Raw genomic sequence first — 19,414 nt, 5'->3', positions numbered from 1 at the left:
ATATCATCATAGCAGAAAAATTACCTTGGCCGGGAATATTCATTCCGCCTTTATGCATTTGCACGATTTTACGATTTTACCTTTTCTCCTTACTCCCCATATAAAAAGTAAGCTTCCCGCCATTCATAATCTGAGAATGCTTCAGGGTGAAATCTTTAATTTCCTTTCCATTGAGAAGAATTTTCTGAACATATACATTTTTCGGATTTTGATTAATCGCTTCGATTTCAAAAGTCTTTCCGTTTTCCAGATTTAAAACCGCATGATCAATAGCCGGGCTTCCGATAGCATAATCTTCAGAGCCTGGAGCTACAGGGTAAAAACCTAAAGAGCTTAAAATATACCAGGCACTCATTTGTCCTGTATCATCATTTCCTCCCAATCCGTCAGGGGTAGCTTTATATTGCATTTCTAAAATGCGTCGGATCTGTGCCTGAGTTTTCCAAGGCTGTCCTGCCCAGTTATAAAGGTAGGCGACATGATGGGCTGGTTCGTTTCCGTGAACGTAGCCGCCGATGATTCCTTCCCGCGTGATGTCTTCGGTATCTGCAAAAAACTCATCAGGAAGATGCATGGTGAATAATTCGTCTAGTTTTGAAGCGAATTTCTTTTTACCACCCATCATTTTGATCAGTTCGTCAGGATTTTGAGGAACAAAGAAGCTGTAGTTCCAGGAATTTCCTTCAATAAAGCCTTGTCCATGGGTGCTCAATACGTCGAAATCCTTTTTGAAACTTCCATCTGTCAGTCGGGGACGCATAAAACCCATCGTTGGATCAAAATTATTTTTCCAGTTTTCGGAACGTTTGATGAATTGGTGATAAATTTCTGTTTCACCTAAATGTTTTGCAAGCTGAGCAATAGCCCAGTCGTCATAAGCATATTCCAGAGTATTTGAAACCGAAGTTCCGTTTTTCTCCGCAGGAATATAGCCCAGATCAATGTATTGTCCGATCCCTTCATAATCCCTTTTGTTGGCGGTTTCTACGCAGGCTTTCAAAGCTGCTTTAGGATCTCCGTTATAGTTTCCTTTGATAATGGCGTCTGCCACTACACTTACACTATGGTAGCCGCTCATACACCAGTTATCATTGGCATAATGGGACCAGATTGGCAGCATTTTCATAGAAAACTGATCGTAGTGGGCCATCATTGACCTTACCATATCGTTATTTCGCTGAGGTTGTATAATATTGAAGAATGGGTGGAGTGCACGGTAAGTATCCCACAGAGAAAAAGTAGTATAATTGGTAAAACCTGATGCTTTGTGAATGTTTTGATCCAGTCCTTTATACTCTCCGTTGACATCCATATAGACGGTGGGATTGATAAAGGTATGATACATTGCTGTATAAAAATTGGTCTTTTCAGTATCGGAACCTTTGATGATGATTTTATTCAGTTCTTTGTTCCAGCTTTCCTGTGCTTGGGATCTGACCTGGTCGAAAGATAAACTTCCGGCTTCTTTTTCAAGGTTTTCCATGGCATTGGCCTGGCTTACGGGAGAAATAGCAAGTTTTACTTCGATTGCTTCGTTTTCCTGAGTATCAAAATCAAAATACATTTTCAGATTCTTTCCTGCGATTTCCGGAAAATTTTTAGTCTGGTCAAATTTTCTCCAAAAACCCTTGTATACTTGCTTTTCATCATAATTTTTCTGACCATAATTTTTGAAAGGCTTTGAGAATTTCATGGCAAAATAAACAGTTCTGGTTCTTGCCCAGCCATTGGTCTGCCGATACCCTGTAATGGTGTTGCCGTTTTCTACCCGAACGTAGGTCCATATGTTTTTTCCGTCATAATTATAAATTCCGGCCATCAGATCTAAAATAATATGAGCCTGATCAGATTTAGGAAAGGTATAACGATGAACGCCCACTCTGGGGGTTGCTGTCAATTCTGCAAGAATATGATGATCATCAAGCTTTACTTTATAATAGCCTGCTTCTGAAATTTCATTTTGATGTGAAAATCTACTTCTGTAGCCATTTTCCGGGTGAGAAGCCGTTCCTGGGTTAAGCTGTAGTTTCCCTACGGTAGGCATAACGAGAAAATCCCCAAGGTCAGAATGGCCTGTACCACTGAAATGGGTTGAGCTGAAACCTACTATGGTTTTATCTTCATAGCGGTAGCCTGCACAGTATTTGTAAACATCTCCATTGTATTTTCCATTGAGTTCATAGGAAAGGCTGTCCGTTTCAGGGCTGAGCTGCACGGCTCCAAAAGGAACTGTAGCACCAGGGTAGGTGTGTCCCATTTTTTCTGTTCCGATCATCGGATTGACGTACTGATAAAGCTTTTCGAACTTTTGGGCTTTAAATGAGGTGAAAAACAAAAATGAGAGAAAAATAGCAGTCCCGGGATTTTTCATGAAAAGTAGATTATTTAAAAGATAAAATTAATTAAAAATTCAAAGAATAATCATCTCTTCGTTTAATTTATGTAAAAATGCCCAAGGCTTTATTTTTCAGAAAACCGGAAACCTATCCCATGCAGATTTTCGATTGATATATTTTCTTCATGCGCAAACACTTTTCTCAGCCTTGAAATAAATACATCCAGGCTCCGCCCCATAAAATAATCATCATCACCCCAGATCGCCTTCAGAATATCCTGCCTTTTTACTACCGTATTTTTATGACGGATAAAATAAAGGAGCAGTTCAGACTCCCTTTGAGTAAGAGTAATGGTATGATTCACATCTTGTAAGGTATAGTTTTTAGGGTCGAAATTATATTTTCCGACTCTGTATTGTGACGGCTGAGGGCTGGTTTTCTTTGAACGCTTTAGAAAAACTTCAATTTTCAGGATCAGTTCTTCAATACTGAACGGCTTTATGATGTAATCGTCTGCCCCTATTTTCAATCCTTTGATTCTGTCTTCTTTCAAAGCTTTTGCAGAGATGAAAATAATAGGAATCTCAGTGTTTTGGTTGCGAATATATTCTGCCAGTTCAAATCCGTTGATTTCAGGCATCATGATGTCTAAGAGGCAAATGTCAAAACTTTGGGTGTTGAACGCTTCAAGTGCAGATCTTCCATCCGGATAACAGGAAATCTCATAATAGCTCTCAAGGCTATCCTGAACCAGGAAGGCTATTGTTTTGTCATCTTCAGCATATAAAATTTTAGATTTTTCCATGTCTTGCACATTCATTTAGAAAGGTGAAAATAAGGTAATGGTAATTCCTTTGTCGGGATTATTCTCAACTGAAATTTTCCAGTTGTGCTGCTGGACAACTTTTTTCACATAAAATAACCCTAAACCAAAGCCTGTTACCTCATCACTCTTTTTGGTCGTTATCCGATAAAATTTATCAAAAATATGAGGAATATTTTTAGAGGGAATTCCAATCCCGTTGTCTTTAAACTGTAAATATAATCCTTTTGAATCTTTAAAAGAAGATATAAGGATTTCCGGTTGAGTATCACAGTACTTTACCGCGTTATCGAGAATATTATAAACGATATTGGTAAAATGGAATTCATCGGCAATGAGGGTTGCTGTATTTTCAATTGCTATTCGGATCGTAAGATGTTCATTCTTTTGCATCATTGAATCTGCAATTTCCGTGATGAATGGGTATAAAGCAATTCTTTGAAGTTTTAAAGAAAGACCTGAAGCATCGTTTCTTGCAATATTTAAAATCTTCTCAATATGGTTATTAAGCTTATAGCTCTGATCGGTAATAATGGAAGTATAGGTTTTGAGTTTTGGATTTTCCTTTACTAATTCCTGCTTTGTGAGGGCTTCCGATGCTAAAAGAATAGAGGACAGTGGAGTTTTGAACTCATGGGTCATATTATTAATGAAATCCTTTTGAAGTTCTGAGAATTTTTTCTGCTGAATGATGGTATAAATAGAATATACATAGACAAGGAGAATGATGATAAGAGCAAACGTGAGGATATACCAGAAACGCAATGAGCTTATCAGATAAGTGGCTTTATCAGGAAAACGTATAGAAAAATAGTAGACCAGGTTCTTATGTTTCGGAAATTGAATGACTTTATTATTGGAACTTTCCTGATGTGTAGAAATATACTTTCCGTAGATCATCCTGTCGCTATGGCAATTGTACAATGCATAAACGTAATTGGTATTGATCTGAAAACGATTGAATTCTGTCTTTAAATAATGTTCGAGTACCGCAGGATGAAAATCATTGTTGATATTTACCACATAATAATCATTGGAAATGTTTTGTATGGGATTTTCTGTGAAGGACGTCTTATCTCCGGAAAGCTTTTCCACCACCTCCAATAAAGCGAGATTAACTTTTTGATCAAATTTTTTATCTTCAAGATTATAAGCCTGCCGGGTCCAGAGAAGCTGAGCTATCAAAATCCCAATGATAGCGACAAACCCAAGGCTGATAATAATATTAAGCTTTTTGATTTCCATTTTAGAGAAACAATATTATCCAAAAATATCTATTTATTTTTTGTCATTAACAACTTATTAACAAATGTTTGATAGCGGTTAACAAGCCGTATCAATAATCCCCTTACATTTGTTATATCAGAAAAGATCATTACGATTCCTTTTAACTATTAACAAAAATTTGTACTCATGAAAAAATTACAGATCACTGCACTTTTAGCCGTTATGGCATTCTCTCCGTTTTACGCAGGTGTACTTCCTGTCGAAAATACTTCTGTTGTAAAAACTGTGGCAGATGCCATCAAATGGAATTCAGAATCCATTGATGTGGGAAAAATCCCTCAGGGAAAACCGAAAATAATCAGATTTGAGTTTACAAACACCTCTTCAAAACCGATTATCATAGAAAATGTAGCTCCATCATGTGGATGTACAACAGCTGACTATACAAAAGAGCCTATCCTTCCTGGAAAAAAAGGATTTGTAGAGGCTAGTTATAACGCAGCAGCGGTAGGACCATTCATGAAAACAGTAAATGTTACAACAAGCGACAGCAAAACACCTAAGACACTTTCATTCAAAGGGGTGGTTGCTTCATAGGAATATTAAAACCAGATAAATAAGAACCCGATCATTGATGGTCGGGTTGTTTTTTTACTTATTGGTAGGCTTCTGATGTAAAGAATAATTATTTATAACATTATTTCTCAATGTATTTTAAAACTTTGCATTTTAATATTTATTATTTTTAAGAAAAAATATTTTATGAGTCTATATACACAACCGATGCTGCGTGAAGGAGCACTGAAAGATAAAGTAGCGATTGTAACAGGAGGCGGAAGCGGTCTTGGAAAAGCGATGACCAAATACTTTCTAGAATTGGGCGCCCATGTGGTGATCACTTCCAGAAATCTGGAGAAACTGCAAACCACTGCTAAAGAACTGGAAGAGGAGACTGGAGGAAAAGTGCTTTGTGTAGCTTGTGATGTGAGAAACTGGGATGAGGTGGAAGCGATGAAAGAAGCAGCCTTAAAAGAATTCGGTAAAATTGATATTCTGTTGAATAACGCTGCCGGAAACTTTATCTCTCCTACAGAAAAACTGACTCATTCTGCTTTTGATTCCATCTTGGATATTGTTTTAAAAGGAACAAAAAACTGTACCCTTTCCGTAGGAAAACATTGGATAGACTCTAAAACTCCGGGAACTGTTCTGAATATTGTAACCACCTATGCCTGGACGGGATCTGCGTATGTAGTACCATCTGCCTGTGCAAAAGCAGGAGTATTGGCAATGACCAGATCTCTGGCAGTAGAATGGGCGAAATATGGTATCCGTTTCAATGCGATAGCTCCGGGACCATTCCCTACAAAAGGAGCGTGGGACAGACTTCTTCCGGGAGACCTTCAGGAAAAATTCGATATGAAAAAGAAAGTTCCGTTGAGAAGAGTAGGAGAACATCAGGAATTGGCTAACCTTGCCGCTTATCTGGTTTCAGATTATTCTGCTTATATGAATGGGGAAGTAGTAACCATCGATGGAGGTGAGTGGCTTCAGGGAGCTGGAGAATTCAATATGCTTGAAGCGATTCCGAAAGAAATGTGGGATGCGTTGGAAGCGATGATCAAAGCAAAAAAATCGAATTAATAAAACTTACAGATAAAAAGCTCCCGGATATGTAACAATTCCGGGAGTTTTTTTATAACTATGTACTAAATAATAATTTAAAAATGAATTTTAAACTTCCAACTCTGGTTTCGGCTGTTGCGGTTTTGATGTTTTCAGGCCCCGCATATGCACAGGAAACTCCAAAATATGATTATGTAGAAGCATTTAAGCCGTTCTTTTATCCACAGATGGGATCAGAAACCCGTTCTGCAAGTGGACAGCCCGGTCATGCATATTGGCAGAACTCGGCAGACTATCACCTGAACGTAAGCCTGAATGAAAATAAAAAAGAAATTACAGGAGCTGCTGAAATTACCTATACCAATAACAGTCCGGATGCCCTAAGCTTTCTCTGGCTGCAGCTGGATCAGAATCTGTTTGCTAAAGATTCACGGGGAAATGCAGTTGTTCCTTTAGATGGCAGCAGAAATGGAGCCCATGGTGAAGAGCTGGAAGGAGGCTATACAATTAAGTCTGTGAAACTGGATGGGAAAGCTGTAAAATACACCATCACAGATACAAGAATGCAGATTGACCTTCCTAAAGAGCTGAAATCAAAAGGAGGAGTTGCCAAAATTACCATTGAATACTCTTTTATCTCTCCGGAATACGGATCAGACAGGATGGGAGTACAGGAAACGAAAAATGGGAAGATCTTTACGATGGCACAATGGTATCCAAGGATGTGTGTATACGATGATGTCATGGGGTGGAATACCCTGCCTTACCTTGGGGCTTCAGAGTTTTACCTGGAATATGGAAATATCACGGCCAATATTACCGTACCTGCCAATCATTATGTAGTGGCTTCAGGAGAACTTCTTAATGAGAAAGAAGTATACAGCAAAGATGAAATCAACAGATGGAACCAGGCGAGAAACAGTGATAAGACGGTAATGATCCGTTCTGAATCTGAAATTGGTAAAAATAACGCCACCGGTACAAAGACCTGGAAGTTTAAAATCACACAGACAAGAGACTTTGCATGGGCATCTTCCGCAGGATTTATTCTGGATGCGGCAAGAATCAACCTGCCAAGCGGGAAGAAGTCTCTGGCTATTTCTGCCTATCCTGTTGAAAGTGCAGGTGAAAAAGCGTGGGGCAGATCTACAGAATATACCAAAGCTGCTATAGAACATTATTCGCAGAAATGGTATGAATATACATATCCGGCAGCCACTAATGTTGCAGGAAACGAAGGCGGAATGGAATATCCCGGAATTGTATTCTGTCATATGACTTCCAAAGGAGAGGATCTTTGGGGAGTAACAGATCATGAATTTGGACACAACTGGTTTCCTATGATTGTAGGATCAAACGAGAGGTTGTTTGCATGGATGGATGAAGGGTTCAATACCTTTATCAACGGGATTTCCACAGAGGCTTTTAATAAAGGTGAATATTATAAAAAGGGTAACCTTGCCAGATCCGGAATGTATCTGATGAGTGACAGTCTGGAACCTGTCATGGTAGGACCGGATAATATGAGAGAAAGAAATATAGGAGCTCTGGCTTACTATAAACCGGGAGCAGGGCTATCTGTTTTAAGAGAAGCTGTTCTTGGGCCGGAGAAATTTGACAAGGCATTCAGAACCTATATTAACCGTTGGGCTTTTAAACATCCTACACCATGGGACTTTTTCCATACGATGGAAAATGTTTCCGGAGAAGAGCTGAACTGGTTCTGGAGAGGCTGGTTCTTTAATAAATGGAAAATAGACCAGGGAATAAAGAATGTAAGCTACGTCAATGGAGACTTTAAAAAAGGAGTTCAGGTTACTGTGGAAAATCTGGGACAGATGCCAATGCCTACTACAGTGCAGGTAAAATTCAAAGATGGAACATCAAAAACGGTGAAAATACCTGTTGAGGTCTGGAAGAGAAACACAGAATGGACTTTTGTCATCGATTCAAATAAAGAAATAAACGAGGTGAAACTGGATCCGGATTCCGTAGTTCCGGATGTAAACCTTAAAAATAATAGTCTGACACCGGCGTAAAATTTTGCTGCGAATAGCGGTACAACAAATTTAATAGGGAAAGCCTGAACTTCAAATAAGTTCAGGCTTTTTATTTTTAGGGTGTTTTTCCGGGGCAAGTGAAGGGGTTCTCCTGTGGAATTTTGATGGCTAATGAGATAGTTTTGCTGAACAATATTAATTAAAAACAAAAAAAACATGGAAACATTAAAGTCAGTGCTTGAAGCAAGCCACGCTAAAAAAACAAAAAATGAGTTGATCGACCTTTTATCAGGAGTAGAAAAAGTGCTTACCCCTGCAGTCTACGAAAAAGTATCAGGAATTGAGCCTTCAGAGTTGGGAACATTGACCAATAAAGAACTGCTAAGCATCGTAGACGATTTCAAAAAGAACTATGATGAAAAGTGGGAAAAATCCTTTTCCGGTGCCTCTTCAGAGATTATGAAGCTGATTGCAGGAAAAATGGCTGCTGATGACGAAATTTTCAGAACTTCTGATGCTGCCAGTGCCGATTTTGCTGCAGAACTTGGAAGTATTGATTTTGCTACTATTATCGGCGGACCTTTGGATGCCTGTGTAAAAGCGCAGTCTAATGCCTCTATTGCAACAGTCAACTTTATCAATGAAGTAGGGTTTGAGCTTACAGATCCTGCTAATGCAGCCAGCCCGAAAAAACTGAGAATGGCGGAATTCAAATACAAAAAAAATATTCCTAACCCGGATTTTGATCCAGATAAGCCAGTAAGTGCAGACAATTCTAAGACCATTCCTGATGATGTGGAAATTTCAGTTCCTTTTATTGCATTACTGAATGTCCCAAGTTTCAGAATTGAAACCTGTGAAGTAGACTTTAATGTTAAATTGAATTCCACGTACACTAAAGACGTAAGTGATGAATTTGGAATCAATGCAGGGGCATCCGGCGGATTTGGGCCTGTAAAATTCAAAGTGGATGTTTCTTACAAGAGAACTTCCAGTACAGGGATCAAAGTGGAAAAAGAATACTCTCTTGGCGTAAAAGTACGGGCTACCAATGACGAAATGCCTGCAGGCCTTGAAAAAGTGCTCGGACTTCTTTCACAATAATACATTTTACGAAACATGATTAAATTATCAGATTACCTGGATTATCTCAACAACGAGATAATTCAGGCTCGTAAAAAAGCTGATGAGAATGCCGTTCTTATTGCCAAAGAATATGCCCGCCACGAGTACCTTAAATATTTTAAAGTGCCCCGGTATGCTCTTCCCAGCGTAAAAATGGACATCCCGATCAAGATTACGGATATAGATTCATCCCCTAAATACAACTTTAAGCTGAATCAGGATCAGTTTGTTTTAGAAATGAATGAAAGAATCCGTCTGGCCAATAAAGAGAAAAAGCTCAATATTCCTGAGATTTCAAGAAAACAGATCCAGACCGAAGAATTCAGATCACTGATCAGCAGACTGGAAAAAAACGATCAGAAGTTTGGGAGACTTCCTACCAATGAAGTATTGAAACTGGACCTCAGAAATAAGATCAGACTTTTTAATTCCGGAATCTTCCGGCCTCAGGAAGGAACTAATGAAGAAGAAATTGACGAGCTGAAAGAAATCTTTTCAAGGGTGCTGCTGAATAAATATACCTTGGTAAATGCCAAGCTGAACAATATTTACATCGATCCCAATACCTCAGCGGCAGAAGATAAAGATAAGCTATTCATCAACCTTCATGTGGAAATGGAGGAAGAGGGAATAAGGATTGTGTCATACAAAGATAAGGATGGTAATGAAATAGAACAGATAACATTTGAGTAATGCAGGAACTGATTCATTATACAGTACAGAAAATTAAGGAACTTCTGGAAGAATTCAATGAAGTCCAGACCTTATATTTATCAAAATCGTTTGATTTTGACTCCAGGTTTGATACCTTTTTGAATAATGTTCTGGAGTACTTTAAGACCAAAGGTAATACCAGCCACGAATCTGAAGTTTTGAAGATTATGAATATGGTTTCAACAGTCAAAAGAGGCTTTAATCCTATAAAAATGGAAAAAATAACCACGGGCAGGCGGGATCTTCTCTGGGGATTTTCATTCAATGGAATAGAAAGTATTTATGATATTCTGATGGACATCTATACCAAAGAGACCAGGAAGCTGGAAGAGGCAGAAGAGCTTATTTCAGGAATCATCGTATCTCTGTATCAGAACGGTATTCTGGATGATGAAAAACTGAAAGAACTGAACTCTGTATCCAAAATTGAAAGTTTCTGGACTTCACTGACTACACAAAACACGGCTATTTCCGGAGTTAACAAAAAACTGAGACTGATGGTCATTCCGGAAGATATTTTCCTTATTCTGGAAGAAGTGTTTCTGAAGTTAATTTAAAAAAATATCATTATGGAAACCGAAAGATATATTGTTCTGCTGCAGGATCAGCAGAAAACTTCCCTTAAAAAAGTAGAGAAAGAGCTGGAAGTGAGTATTACTTCCTCAGAATTTCTTTCCAAAGAAAACCGCTCTTATCAGATCATTGATCAGGATAACGGGGTTCTGTACAAAAACCTTGGAGTGCTTGTAGTGGAAAACATGGATGAAGAGCAATTGAAAAGTGCTATGAAGAATGAATCGAATCCTATTGTATATTATGAAAAAGAACGGGAGTTTTTCTCCGCCGATGAATTACAACTGATCACCGAACTCAAAAAACAGTCAGCAGGACTTTCCGAAAAAATTTCTGAACTTGAAAAATTTCTGACCACTAAACCCTTGCCTCAAAAATCAATGGTTGAAATGGAGTGGGGGCTGAAAGCGATCGGAATGGAAAGAGCTCAATATACAGGAAAAGGAATTGACATCTGCATTCTGGATACAGGGCTTGAAACTTCCCATCCTGATTTCTCGTCTGAAGAAATAGAAGGGAAATCTTTCATTGACGGTGAAGACTGGAACAGAGATCCCAACGGACACGGAACTCATTGTGCCGGGATTGCTACAGGAAATATCAGAAGTGACACCGGAAAACGATTTGGAATTGCGAATGGTTGTAATCTTAAGGTTGCCAAAGTCCTTTCGGACAGCGGCAGAGGTACTACAAGCAGTGTGATTGATGCGATAGACTGGGCGATTACGAAAAAATTCAGAATCCTGTCCCTTTCACTGGCTTCTCCGGTAAAACTGAATGATCAGCCTTCGGTTCTTTTTGAAACCATAGGAGAACGGGCGCTGGAAAATAACTGCCTTATTATTGCAGCAGCAGGAAATGACAGCAATAGGCCACAGATTCCACAACCTGTTTCCATGCCTGCCAATTCAAAATCAATAATGGCTGTGGCAGCAGTAGATGGGCAAATGAGGGTTGCCAGGTTTTCAAATGCCGGTCTCAACCCTTCCACGGGAGGAAATGTAGATGTCTGCGCTCCCGGAGTAGACATTATCAGTACCTATCCTAAAAATTCAAAGAATAAAAAGTTTTTTTATTACGCGATGAGCGGAACCAGTATGGCTGCTCCCCATGTTTCCGGCCTTGCTGCATTGTATATGGAACAGTTTCCTGAGAAGTCAGCAAAAGAGATCTGGGAACTTATTGAGAATAAAGCGAGGCCCATCGATGGCATGAAATACAGAGATATAGGAAACGGTTTAATACAAATCTGAACATGATGACTTACTTAGCCGTTTTAAAAAAAGATATAAATTTAGAAGAGCTTGAAAAGTTTCTCAAAACTAAAAAAATCAGGCTGGCTGCCCACTATAAAACAATAGGCGTGGTAAAACTTGAAAGCCCGGTTCCGGTTTCTGAGTCCGAATTTCAGGAGTATTTTATATCTGTAGAAGAAGAAAGAGATAATTTAACAATATAATCATACCAATGGAGCTTCTCTGTCGCGGAGAAGTTTTATTTTTGTCTCTAATTGATAAAATAAACTATGAATTTCAGATTTTCAATGGTGTTCCTGATGCTTTCGGTATTGGGATTTGCACAGGACCTTACCGTAATGAGTTTCAACATCAGGCTCAATGTGGAATCAGATAAAGAAAATGCGTGGCCGCAGAGAAAGAAGGATGTGGCAGATCTGCTGACCTATTATCACCCGGATTATTTCGGAGTACAGGAAGCACTTCCGGAACAGATGAAAGATATTAAGGCCGGGTTGAAGAATTATGACTATATCGGTGTAGGAAGAGACGATGGCAAAGAAAAAGGAGAATTTTCTGCTCTTTTTTATGATACAAACAGACTTGAGGTGGTAAAGTCAGGGACTTTCTGGTTATCCGAAACCCCTGAGAAACCTTCAAAAGGTTGGGATGCCGCCCTGAACAGAATCTGTACTTATGCCGTTTTTAAAGATAAGAAATCGAAAAAAGAATTTCTGGCTATGAATCTTCATTTCGATCATGTAGGAAATGTAGCAAGAGTAAAATCTTCTGAACTGATCCTGAAAAAAATCAAAGAACTAAATCCGAAGAATCTGCCTGTAACTTTGAGCGGAGATTTTAATCTGACCGATGATTCAGAACCAATTAAGATCCTTTCTCAAAACATGAAAGATACTTTTTATCATTCCGAAACCAAACATTACGGTCCGGTAGGAACCTTCACGGCATTCAATGTCAATGAAGTTCCGAAAGAAAGAATTGATTATATTTTTACCAAAGGTTTTAAAATCAGATCTCACCGTCATATCAATGACAGAAGGGAAAATCTGTTGTATCCGTCAGATCATTTTCCGGTTATCGTGAACCTTTCACTATAAAGAACCATCAGTTGGAAAATCCACTTCAAATCCAATTCCTCTCAGGGATTGGATTTTTACTTCCGGATCATGACTGAAATATTTTCTGAGTCTGCTGATGAATACATCCAGGCTTCTTCCTGTAAAATAATCATTGGTTTCCCAGAGGTTATCCAGAATATTATCTCTTGTGATCATAGAATGATTGTGTCTCAGAAGATATAAAAGAAGTTCCTGTTCTCTGGCCGTAAGCCTTATATTGCCATTGGGATGGGAAAGCTGCAGCTTTTGAGTATCCAGGTGATAATTTCCAATCCTGATCTGAGTTTCTGTAATGGCTGGTAAAGTTCTCTTCAGTATATTTTTGATTCTTAAAACCAGCTCTTCCGGATCACAGGGTTTGGGAATATAGTCATCAGCGCCTATTTTTAGCCCCGTCAGTCTGTCTATTTTCTGGTTTTTTGCCGTTAAAAACAGGAGTGGGAAATTACTTCTTTCCTTTAAAATGATTTTAGCCAGAGAGAAGCCGTCGATATTAGGCATCATGACATCCAAAATGCCAATGTGAAACGGAAAGTCTGAAGAAACAATAGGGATAATCTCTTCAGGATTCTGAAACCAGGTGACTTCAAAATCTTCCAGTTCCAGATATTGTTTCAGGATCATTCCGAAATCCGGATCGTCTTCTGCCAGAAGGATTTTATTTTTACTCATTATTATTTATATTTTTCAAACTGTCCTGTTGTAGGATTGAAAGTGTATTCATTGATTTTACAAGGCAGAACCTTCATAGGGAACCGATATTTTAAAAGTACTTCCTACACCGGGCTGGCTGGAAACACTTACTTTGCCTCCATAAGAAGTAATTATTTTTTTTACAAAATAAAGTCCAAGCCCGAGCCCTTTGCTATTGTGGATGTTATTAGACTGTATTCTGTAGAACTTTTCAAAAATGTTGGTAAGTTCCTTACTTTCCATACCGTGCCCATTATCTGAAATTTCGATCTCGAGATGCTGAGCGGAGCTGTTGGTGTTTACCCGGACCATGGAAGCACCATATTTGATGCTGTTTTCACAAAGATTTTTAATGACCGTCTCCATGAGGTTTTTGTCAAAAGGAAGCTTTTCAGTGACTTTATTTTCGAATTTAAATTCTGTTTGAGGATAAGTAAAAACAAGATCCTGAATAAAAAAGTCCCAGTCTTCCGGTTTTACAGCAATGATTTCTTTAGGGGGTTCATCGTTATGAAGCTGATACATTAAACTTTCAAGCCGCGAAATTTGTCGGTCAATAAGAGGAAGCGTATCAGGATTCCAGCCTTTCTTCAATGTTTTGGACGCTATTTTTAAAGTTGCGATAGGCGTTTTAAACTCATGGGAAATATTATCCACAACGGTGTGGAGAACTTCAACCTGCTTTTGCTGTTTGATGAGGTTGTTGAGGGTGAAAATGTATAAAAGCAGTACACTGGCAAGCAGGATAATGCAGCAGATAATCAATAAAGTAAGCTCTTTGAAGACAAGAGCCTTTATATTTTTTATTTCAAAATCGGTCTTGCTGGTGACGAAAAATGTTTCCCTCTCCCGGTTGTTTTCTTTTTCTTTGGTTTCCTTGGTAGAAGAGGTTCTCCAGGTTCCGGTACTGGTTACCTTGGGCTTTTTGACCTTGTCTTTTGTTTCATAAATGATGATGGGCTGATTGATCAGCTTTGTACTGTCCGGAAGATGAATGATAGAAGTGTATTCAATTCTTGCGGAGATTTTATACCCGTCTTTTTTCAGGCGGCTGTCTATATAATCATTGAGCCTTTTTCTGGAAGCCTTCCTGTCTTCTATGAAATGATGGATGAATTCCTTTTGACTGATCTCCTTATTATAATATCTGCTGATGATTCTCTGAAGTGTATCACTTTTCATTTCCTTGGCATCATGGATGTTCTCAAGCTTGTCCGTAAAGCTCGCAAGGCCATCGCTGGCTGATCTGTAGATGTCTCTTTCCTTTACCTGATAGGTTTTGTACAGAAAATACACCTGTATTCCCAACAGAAGAAGGAATAAGGTGGCAAAGAGGAAGATCAGATTTTTGCTCTTGGTTATCATCGAAACAAAGATAAAGTTTTAACCATTTTCCTGAAATATTATCAGGGCATTAACCTTTCGTTAACTGTAGAATTTCAGTTTTAAAAGAGAAACAGACATTAACCCATCATTAACCTTCCATTAACCGAAATTCTCCTGCCCAATATAGAATTTTGTGGTGTAGAACAAGAGCAGTATTGTTTTACATCAAAAAAACCATATGATTATGAACAAGATTATTCTTTTCCTGTGTTTACCGATACTAACCCTCGCTCAGAAACAAAAGATTGGCGGAACGGTTGAAAATCTGGAACATGAAAAAATTTCAGCCGTGAAGATTGAGCTTTTCAATTCAAAAAATGAGCTGATCAAAGAGCTGAAAACAGACAGCAACGGAAGTTTTATATTGGAGGGTATTTCAGAGCCGAATATAAAACTGGTAGCTATGGGGAAAGGATATTCTTTGTATGAAAAGATGTTGGACCTGGAAAGTGCTGACGCCATACAGATCATCCTTAAAAAAGAATCTCAGGAAATAGAAGGAGTGGTCATGACGAAAAGAAAGCCGTTGGTGAAAAGAAAAGTAGACCGTCTGGAATTTAATGTGGAAAACAGCAATATTTCTTCACTGAATGCCTGGGAGATCTTAAAGAATACGCCCAATGTAAGTGTAAACAATAACGTGCTTACCGTAAAAGGAAGTGCAGGAATCCTGGTGACGATCAATGATAAAAAAGTAATGCTGACCGGAGATGAGCTCAAGAACCTCCTGGAAAATACCCAGGGAGATGAGATCAGATCTGTGGAGGTCATCACCAATCCCCCCGCCAAATATGAAGCCTCCGGAAGTGCCGTGCTGAATATTGTTATGAAAAAGAACAAGATCGAAGGCTACCGGGGAATTCTCTCTTCCAAATATGTACAGACTCAATATGCGAAAGGTGTCTTTGGCCTTTCCCAATATTATAAAAAAGATAAGCTTTCCGTAATGGCAAGCTATTACAGAGGCTTAGGGACCTACTACCGGGAAGGAACAGACTTTGTCAATTATCAGGAAAGTCAGACCAGATGGATCAGTACCATGAACAGAAAGGATAAAAACAATAACCAGAACACCCTGAATTTCAATGTGGAGTATGAGATAGACAGTCTCACTAACCTAAGCCTCAATTATTCAGGTTTTTTTGCTCCGAAATCTTTTGGAACCTACAATGTTCCCACTCTGATCTACAATGCACAGGATATTGTAGAGTCTGATTACAGGACGATCAATGATCATCATTCCCGTTCCATCAATAATTCTTTAAGCTTTCAGATAGACCGGAAACTGAATAAGAAAAGCAGTTTGTCCTGGATCAATTACTTTACTGGGAACAATGCAAGCAAATATCAGAATGTAGCAACCCACTTGAATTTTGCAGGCCAATTGCCAAGAGAAGAAAATTTCATGACGCAGAATAAAGCAGATGTACAATTGTATTCTACGCAGTTGGATTATCAGTGGAAAGGCGACAAACTGGAACTTGAATCCGGAGCAAAATACAGCTTTGTAAAGACGAACAGTATTTTGAATTTTTCAGATAATGAAAATGGAGTATTGGAGTACCGACCTGAAAAGAGCAGTATCTTCGACTATAAGGAACATAATTTTGCCCTGTATTCTTCACTTTCCTACAACATCGGAAAATGGAACTTCAAAGGTGGGTTGCGTGCTGAAATGACCAATCTTGAAGGAATCGTCTCTGAACCTTATGAACTTAATAAAAGCAATTACTGGAAATTTTTCCCCACTTTTTATGCCCAGTATACCACAGAAAATAAACAGGAATTCGGATTTTCCTACGGCAAAAGAATCAGCAGACCTTCTTACTCATGGCTGAATCCGGCAAAATCTTATTATAACCTGTTCTCATATTTCCAGGGAGATCCCCAGCTAAAAGCAACGATTACGCATAATCTGAACCTGAGCTACTCCTGGAAAAACTGGAATGTGGATCTGTATTACCGTAAAGATCAGTATCCGGCTATGGAGATTTCGTATCAGGTACCGGCGACGAACAATGTGGTGTACCATTTTACCAATATCGAGAAAGGACAGGCTTTTGGCTTGAGTTTATACAAAAATTTCGAGGTAAAACCATGGTGGAATATTATTGTGTCTGAAAATCTGGAGCATAATGAAAACTATTTCAACGGTGTTGACGGAATCCTGCGTCAGAATAAAGTATGGAATCTGAATTCCAATATTTCTACAAGCTTTACTTTAGATAAAGCCAGCGACTGGAAAATGGAGATGGGACACCGTTATTACTCTCCGGGAATTCAGGGGCCTTTCAGAATTTCCAGTACATGGTCTGCTTATTTTGTGATGAATAGGAAGTTCTTTAATAAAAAGCTTGAAGCGGGGCTTATCGTCAGTGATATTTTCAGAACAACAGGCCAGAAAGTGAGTACGAAATATGCGAACCAGGATAATTATTTCCTTGATTATACAGATGCACAAGGCTTTACACTTTCATTGAAGTTCAATTTTGGAAATCAATCCGTGAAGAATGTAAAAACGATCAAAAAGGCAGCAGAGCAGGATAGGCTATAGAATATTTTAAACAAAAAATAATCTGTCATAAAACATTATTACAAAAGAAATTACCGTCCAGTGTTACATTTTCGCTATTTTTGATACCTATCTTTAAAAAGGATCGTTATGAAGAAAATTTTTTCCGGAATGCTGATGGTGGTTTCTTTGATGCAGCTCTCTGCACAGGACTTGTATATGCCGAGAAATATCAGAAAAGCTTATGATAAAGGAACGCGAGATATATCAGGAGCACCGGGCAAAAACTATTGGCAGAATAAGGGAATTTACAATGTAGACGTAAAAGTGGATGCCGGTACAAAGATGGTTTCCGGAAAAGAAACGATTGTTTATACAAATAACAGCCCGGATCAGCTGAATGAACTGGCTATAAGATTTGTAAATAATCTGCACAAGCCACAATCACCAAGATCAGGGATTGTATCTAAGGATTTTCTTTCCTCTGGACTGAAGATCAAATCTTTCATCGTGAATGGGGAGAAGTATGATATTAACAGTGATGACTGGGGAACTGTTGAAAAAGTAAAACTAAAATCCTCTTTAAAATCAAGAGCTAAAGCTGAGGTAAAAATAGAATGGGAATATCCTCTTTCTGTACAGAGTGGAAGAGAAGGGCAGATAGATCCTGAAACGTTTTATGTAGCCTATTCTTTCCCCAGAATTTCAGTTTACGATGATTATAACGGATGGGATATGCTTCCACATTCAGACAGACAGGAGTTTTACAACGACTTCAATGATTACAGCTTTGCGATTACAGCCCCCAAAAATTATGTAGTCTGGTCAACCGGTGAATTTCTGAACCCTGACGATGTCCTTCAGCCGGAATATCTGAAAAGATATAAAGCGTCGCTGAAGAGTGATAAAGTAATGCACATTGCAACAGAGCAGGAAATGAAGTCCGGGAAAGTAACCCGTCAGAATAAATGGAACGTCTGGAAATTTAAAGCCAATCATATTACAGATTTCTGCTTTGCCATGAGCAACCATTACGTTTGGGATGCCGCAAGTGTACAGCTGAAAACTAAAAGAGCAAGTGTGCAGGCCGGGTATAAAAACGGGGCAAAAGATTTTGAACATTATGTAGACTGGATGCGCTATAACCTGGATTGGTTCTCCAAAAAATGGCCGGGCGTAGAATATCCTTACAATGCCATGACTGCCATTCAGGGATATGCTGATATGGAATATCCAATGATGATCAACGATAGCAGTATTCCTGATGACCTGAGGGATGCCAGGCTTACGGCAGATCATGAGATTGCCCATACCTATTTCCCTTTTTATATGGGAATCAATGAAACGAGATATGCCTTTATGGATGAAGGTTGGGCCACCACCCTGGAATACCTTATCGGAATTGATGAAAACGGAGAAGAAGCTGCCAAAGAGTTTTATAAAAACTTCAGGGTTAAAAAATGGATCAATGATCCTTCAGCAGAACAGGATCAGCCTGTGATTACCATGAGTACTCAGGTAAGCGGTGCAGGGTACGGAAACAATTCTTATGTGAAAGCTTCTCTGTCCTATCTGGCTCTGAAAGATTATCTGGGAGATGACTTATTCAAAAAGGCTTTGCATCACTATATGAATAACTGGAACGGGAAGCATCCTGTGCCATGGGATTATTTTAATTCAATGAATACAGGTTCCGGAAAAAATCTGAACTGGTTTTTCCATAATTGGTTTTATACCAATAATTATATTGATTTGAAAGTGGGGAAAGTTTCACAAATGAATGATTTGCTTACTGTAAACGTAGTGAACGTAGGTGGTTTTGCGATTCCGTTTGATGCTTTATTGGCTTATGAAGACGGAACAACCGAGAAACTGCATTTTTCACCTTCTGTTTGGGAAAAAGATCAGAAAATGACCGATCTTGTGATTCCTATCAAGAAAAAAGTAAAATCGGTGAAGCTGGACGGTGATCTTTTCATGGATTATACTCCGGAAGATAACACTAAAACATTATAAAAATGAAAG

The 19,414-nt window shown here is 38.7% G+C and carries 16 protein-coding genes; 11 read left to right on the top strand and 5 right to left on the bottom strand.

Annotated elements, in window-relative coordinates; genetic code table 11:
* Positions 1-76: 76 nt before the first annotated feature.
* The 3 genes from AC106K_RS26180 to AC106K_RS26170 all read right to left on the bottom strand — a co-directional run bounded on the left by AC106K_RS26180 (position 77) and on the right by AC106K_RS26170 (position 4,404).
* Positions 77-2,371: a GH92 family glycosyl hydrolase gene (locus AC106K_RS26180; protein WP_482448556.1), complete on the bottom strand. Its 2,295-nt coding sequence runs from the start codon at positions 2,369-2,371 to the stop codon at positions 77-79.
* Positions 2,372-2,460: 89 nt separating this feature from the next.
* Positions 2,461-3,141, bottom strand: coding sequence for a response regulator transcription factor (locus AC106K_RS26175; protein WP_482448554.1), 681 nt, complete (start codon positions 3,139-3,141; stop codon positions 2,461-2,463).
* A 15-nt stretch (positions 3,142-3,156) separates the two neighbouring features.
* A complete protein-coding gene (locus tag AC106K_RS26170) occupies positions 3,157-4,404 on the bottom strand; it encodes a sensor histidine kinase (RefSeq protein ID WP_482448552.1) in 1,248 nt (415 codons plus the stop codon).
* A 168-nt stretch (positions 4,405-4,572) separates the two neighbouring features.
* On the opposite strand from AC106K_RS26170, the gene AC106K_RS26165 reads away from it, so the two are divergent.
* The 9 genes from AC106K_RS26165 (at position 4,573) to AC106K_RS26125 (ending at position 12,777) form a co-directional block, all read left to right on the top strand.
* Positions 4,573-4,983 carry a DUF1573 domain-containing protein gene (locus AC106K_RS26165; protein WP_482448550.1) on the top strand — a complete coding sequence of 137 codons (411 nt, stop codon included), beginning with the start codon at positions 4,573-4,575 and terminating at the stop codon, positions 4,981-4,983.
* Between the two features lie 165 nt (positions 4,984-5,148).
* A complete protein-coding gene (locus tag AC106K_RS26160) occupies positions 5,149-6,030 on the top strand; it encodes an SDR family oxidoreductase (protein WP_482448549.1) in 882 nt (293 codons plus the stop codon).
* Positions 6,031-6,113: 83 nt separating this feature from the next.
* On the top strand, positions 6,114-8,051 hold the full coding sequence (locus tag AC106K_RS26155) for a M1 family metallopeptidase (RefSeq protein ID WP_482448548.1): 1,938 nt from the start codon (positions 6,114-6,116) through the stop codon (positions 8,049-8,051).
* A 177-nt stretch (positions 8,052-8,228) separates the two neighbouring features.
* A complete protein-coding gene (locus AC106K_RS26150; protein ID WP_482448547.1) occupies positions 8,229-9,116 on the top strand; it encodes a DUF2589 domain-containing protein in 888 nt (295 codons plus the stop codon).
* 15 nt (positions 9,117-9,131) lie between these two features.
* The gene (locus AC106K_RS26145; RefSeq protein ID WP_482448546.1) at positions 9,132-9,830 is read left to right on the top strand and encodes a hypothetical protein; all 699 of its coding nucleotides are present in this window, start codon (positions 9,132-9,134) and stop codon (positions 9,828-9,830) included.
* The gene (locus AC106K_RS26140) at positions 9,830-10,408 is read left to right on the top strand and encodes a hypothetical protein (RefSeq protein ID WP_482448545.1); all 579 of its coding nucleotides are present in this window, start codon (positions 9,830-9,832) and stop codon (positions 10,406-10,408) included. The genes AC106K_RS26145 and AC106K_RS26140 overlap by 1 nt, the downstream gene beginning before the upstream one ends.
* 12 nt (positions 10,409-10,420) lie before the next feature.
* Positions 10,421-11,677 (top strand): S8 family peptidase, encoded by a 1,257-nt coding sequence (locus AC106K_RS26135; protein ID WP_482448543.1) that lies wholly within the window; start codon positions 10,421-10,423, stop codon positions 11,675-11,677.
* Between the two features lie 2 nt (positions 11,678-11,679).
* Positions 11,680-11,883: a hypothetical protein gene (locus AC106K_RS26130; protein WP_482448542.1), complete on the top strand. Its 204-nt coding sequence runs from the start codon at positions 11,680-11,682 to the stop codon at positions 11,881-11,883.
* Positions 11,884-11,949: 66 nt separating this feature from the next.
* Positions 11,950-12,777, top strand: a complete 828-nt coding sequence (locus AC106K_RS26125; RefSeq protein WP_482448541.1) for an endonuclease/exonuclease/phosphatase family protein — start codon at positions 11,950-11,952, stop codon at positions 12,775-12,777.
* Here the strand turns inward: AC106K_RS26125 and AC106K_RS26120 are convergent.
* Both AC106K_RS26120 and AC106K_RS26115 read right to left on the bottom strand, forming a co-directional pair.
* Positions 12,772-13,470: a response regulator transcription factor gene (locus AC106K_RS26120; RefSeq protein WP_482448540.1), complete on the bottom strand. Its 699-nt coding sequence runs from the start codon at positions 13,468-13,470 to the stop codon at positions 12,772-12,774. The genes AC106K_RS26125 and AC106K_RS26120 overlap by 6 nt on opposite strands.
* Positions 13,471-13,527: 57 nt before the next feature.
* Positions 13,528-14,856 carry a sensor histidine kinase gene (locus AC106K_RS26115; protein WP_482448539.1) on the bottom strand — a complete coding sequence of 443 codons (1,329 nt, stop codon included), beginning with the start codon at positions 14,854-14,856 and terminating at the stop codon, positions 13,528-13,530.
* 205 nt (positions 14,857-15,061) lie between these two features.
* Here AC106K_RS26115 and AC106K_RS26110 point away from each other — a divergent pair, with 205 nt between their 5' ends.
* Both AC106K_RS26110 and AC106K_RS26105 read left to right on the top strand, forming a co-directional pair.
* Positions 15,062-17,431 (top strand): outer membrane beta-barrel family protein, encoded by a 2,370-nt coding sequence (locus AC106K_RS26110; protein WP_482448537.1) that lies wholly within the window; start codon positions 15,062-15,064, stop codon positions 17,429-17,431.
* 108 nt (positions 17,432-17,539) lie between these two features.
* Positions 17,540-19,405: a M1 family metallopeptidase gene (locus AC106K_RS26105; RefSeq protein ID WP_482448535.1), complete on the top strand. Its 1,866-nt coding sequence runs from the start codon at positions 17,540-17,542 to the stop codon at positions 19,403-19,405.
* Positions 19,406-19,414: the final 9 nt, after the last annotated feature.

Source organism: Chryseobacterium sp. FR048 (assembly GCF_056844665.1).
The sequence above is the reverse complement of the archived record's forward strand: the minus strand, read 5'-3'. Positions and strand labels throughout refer to the sequence as shown.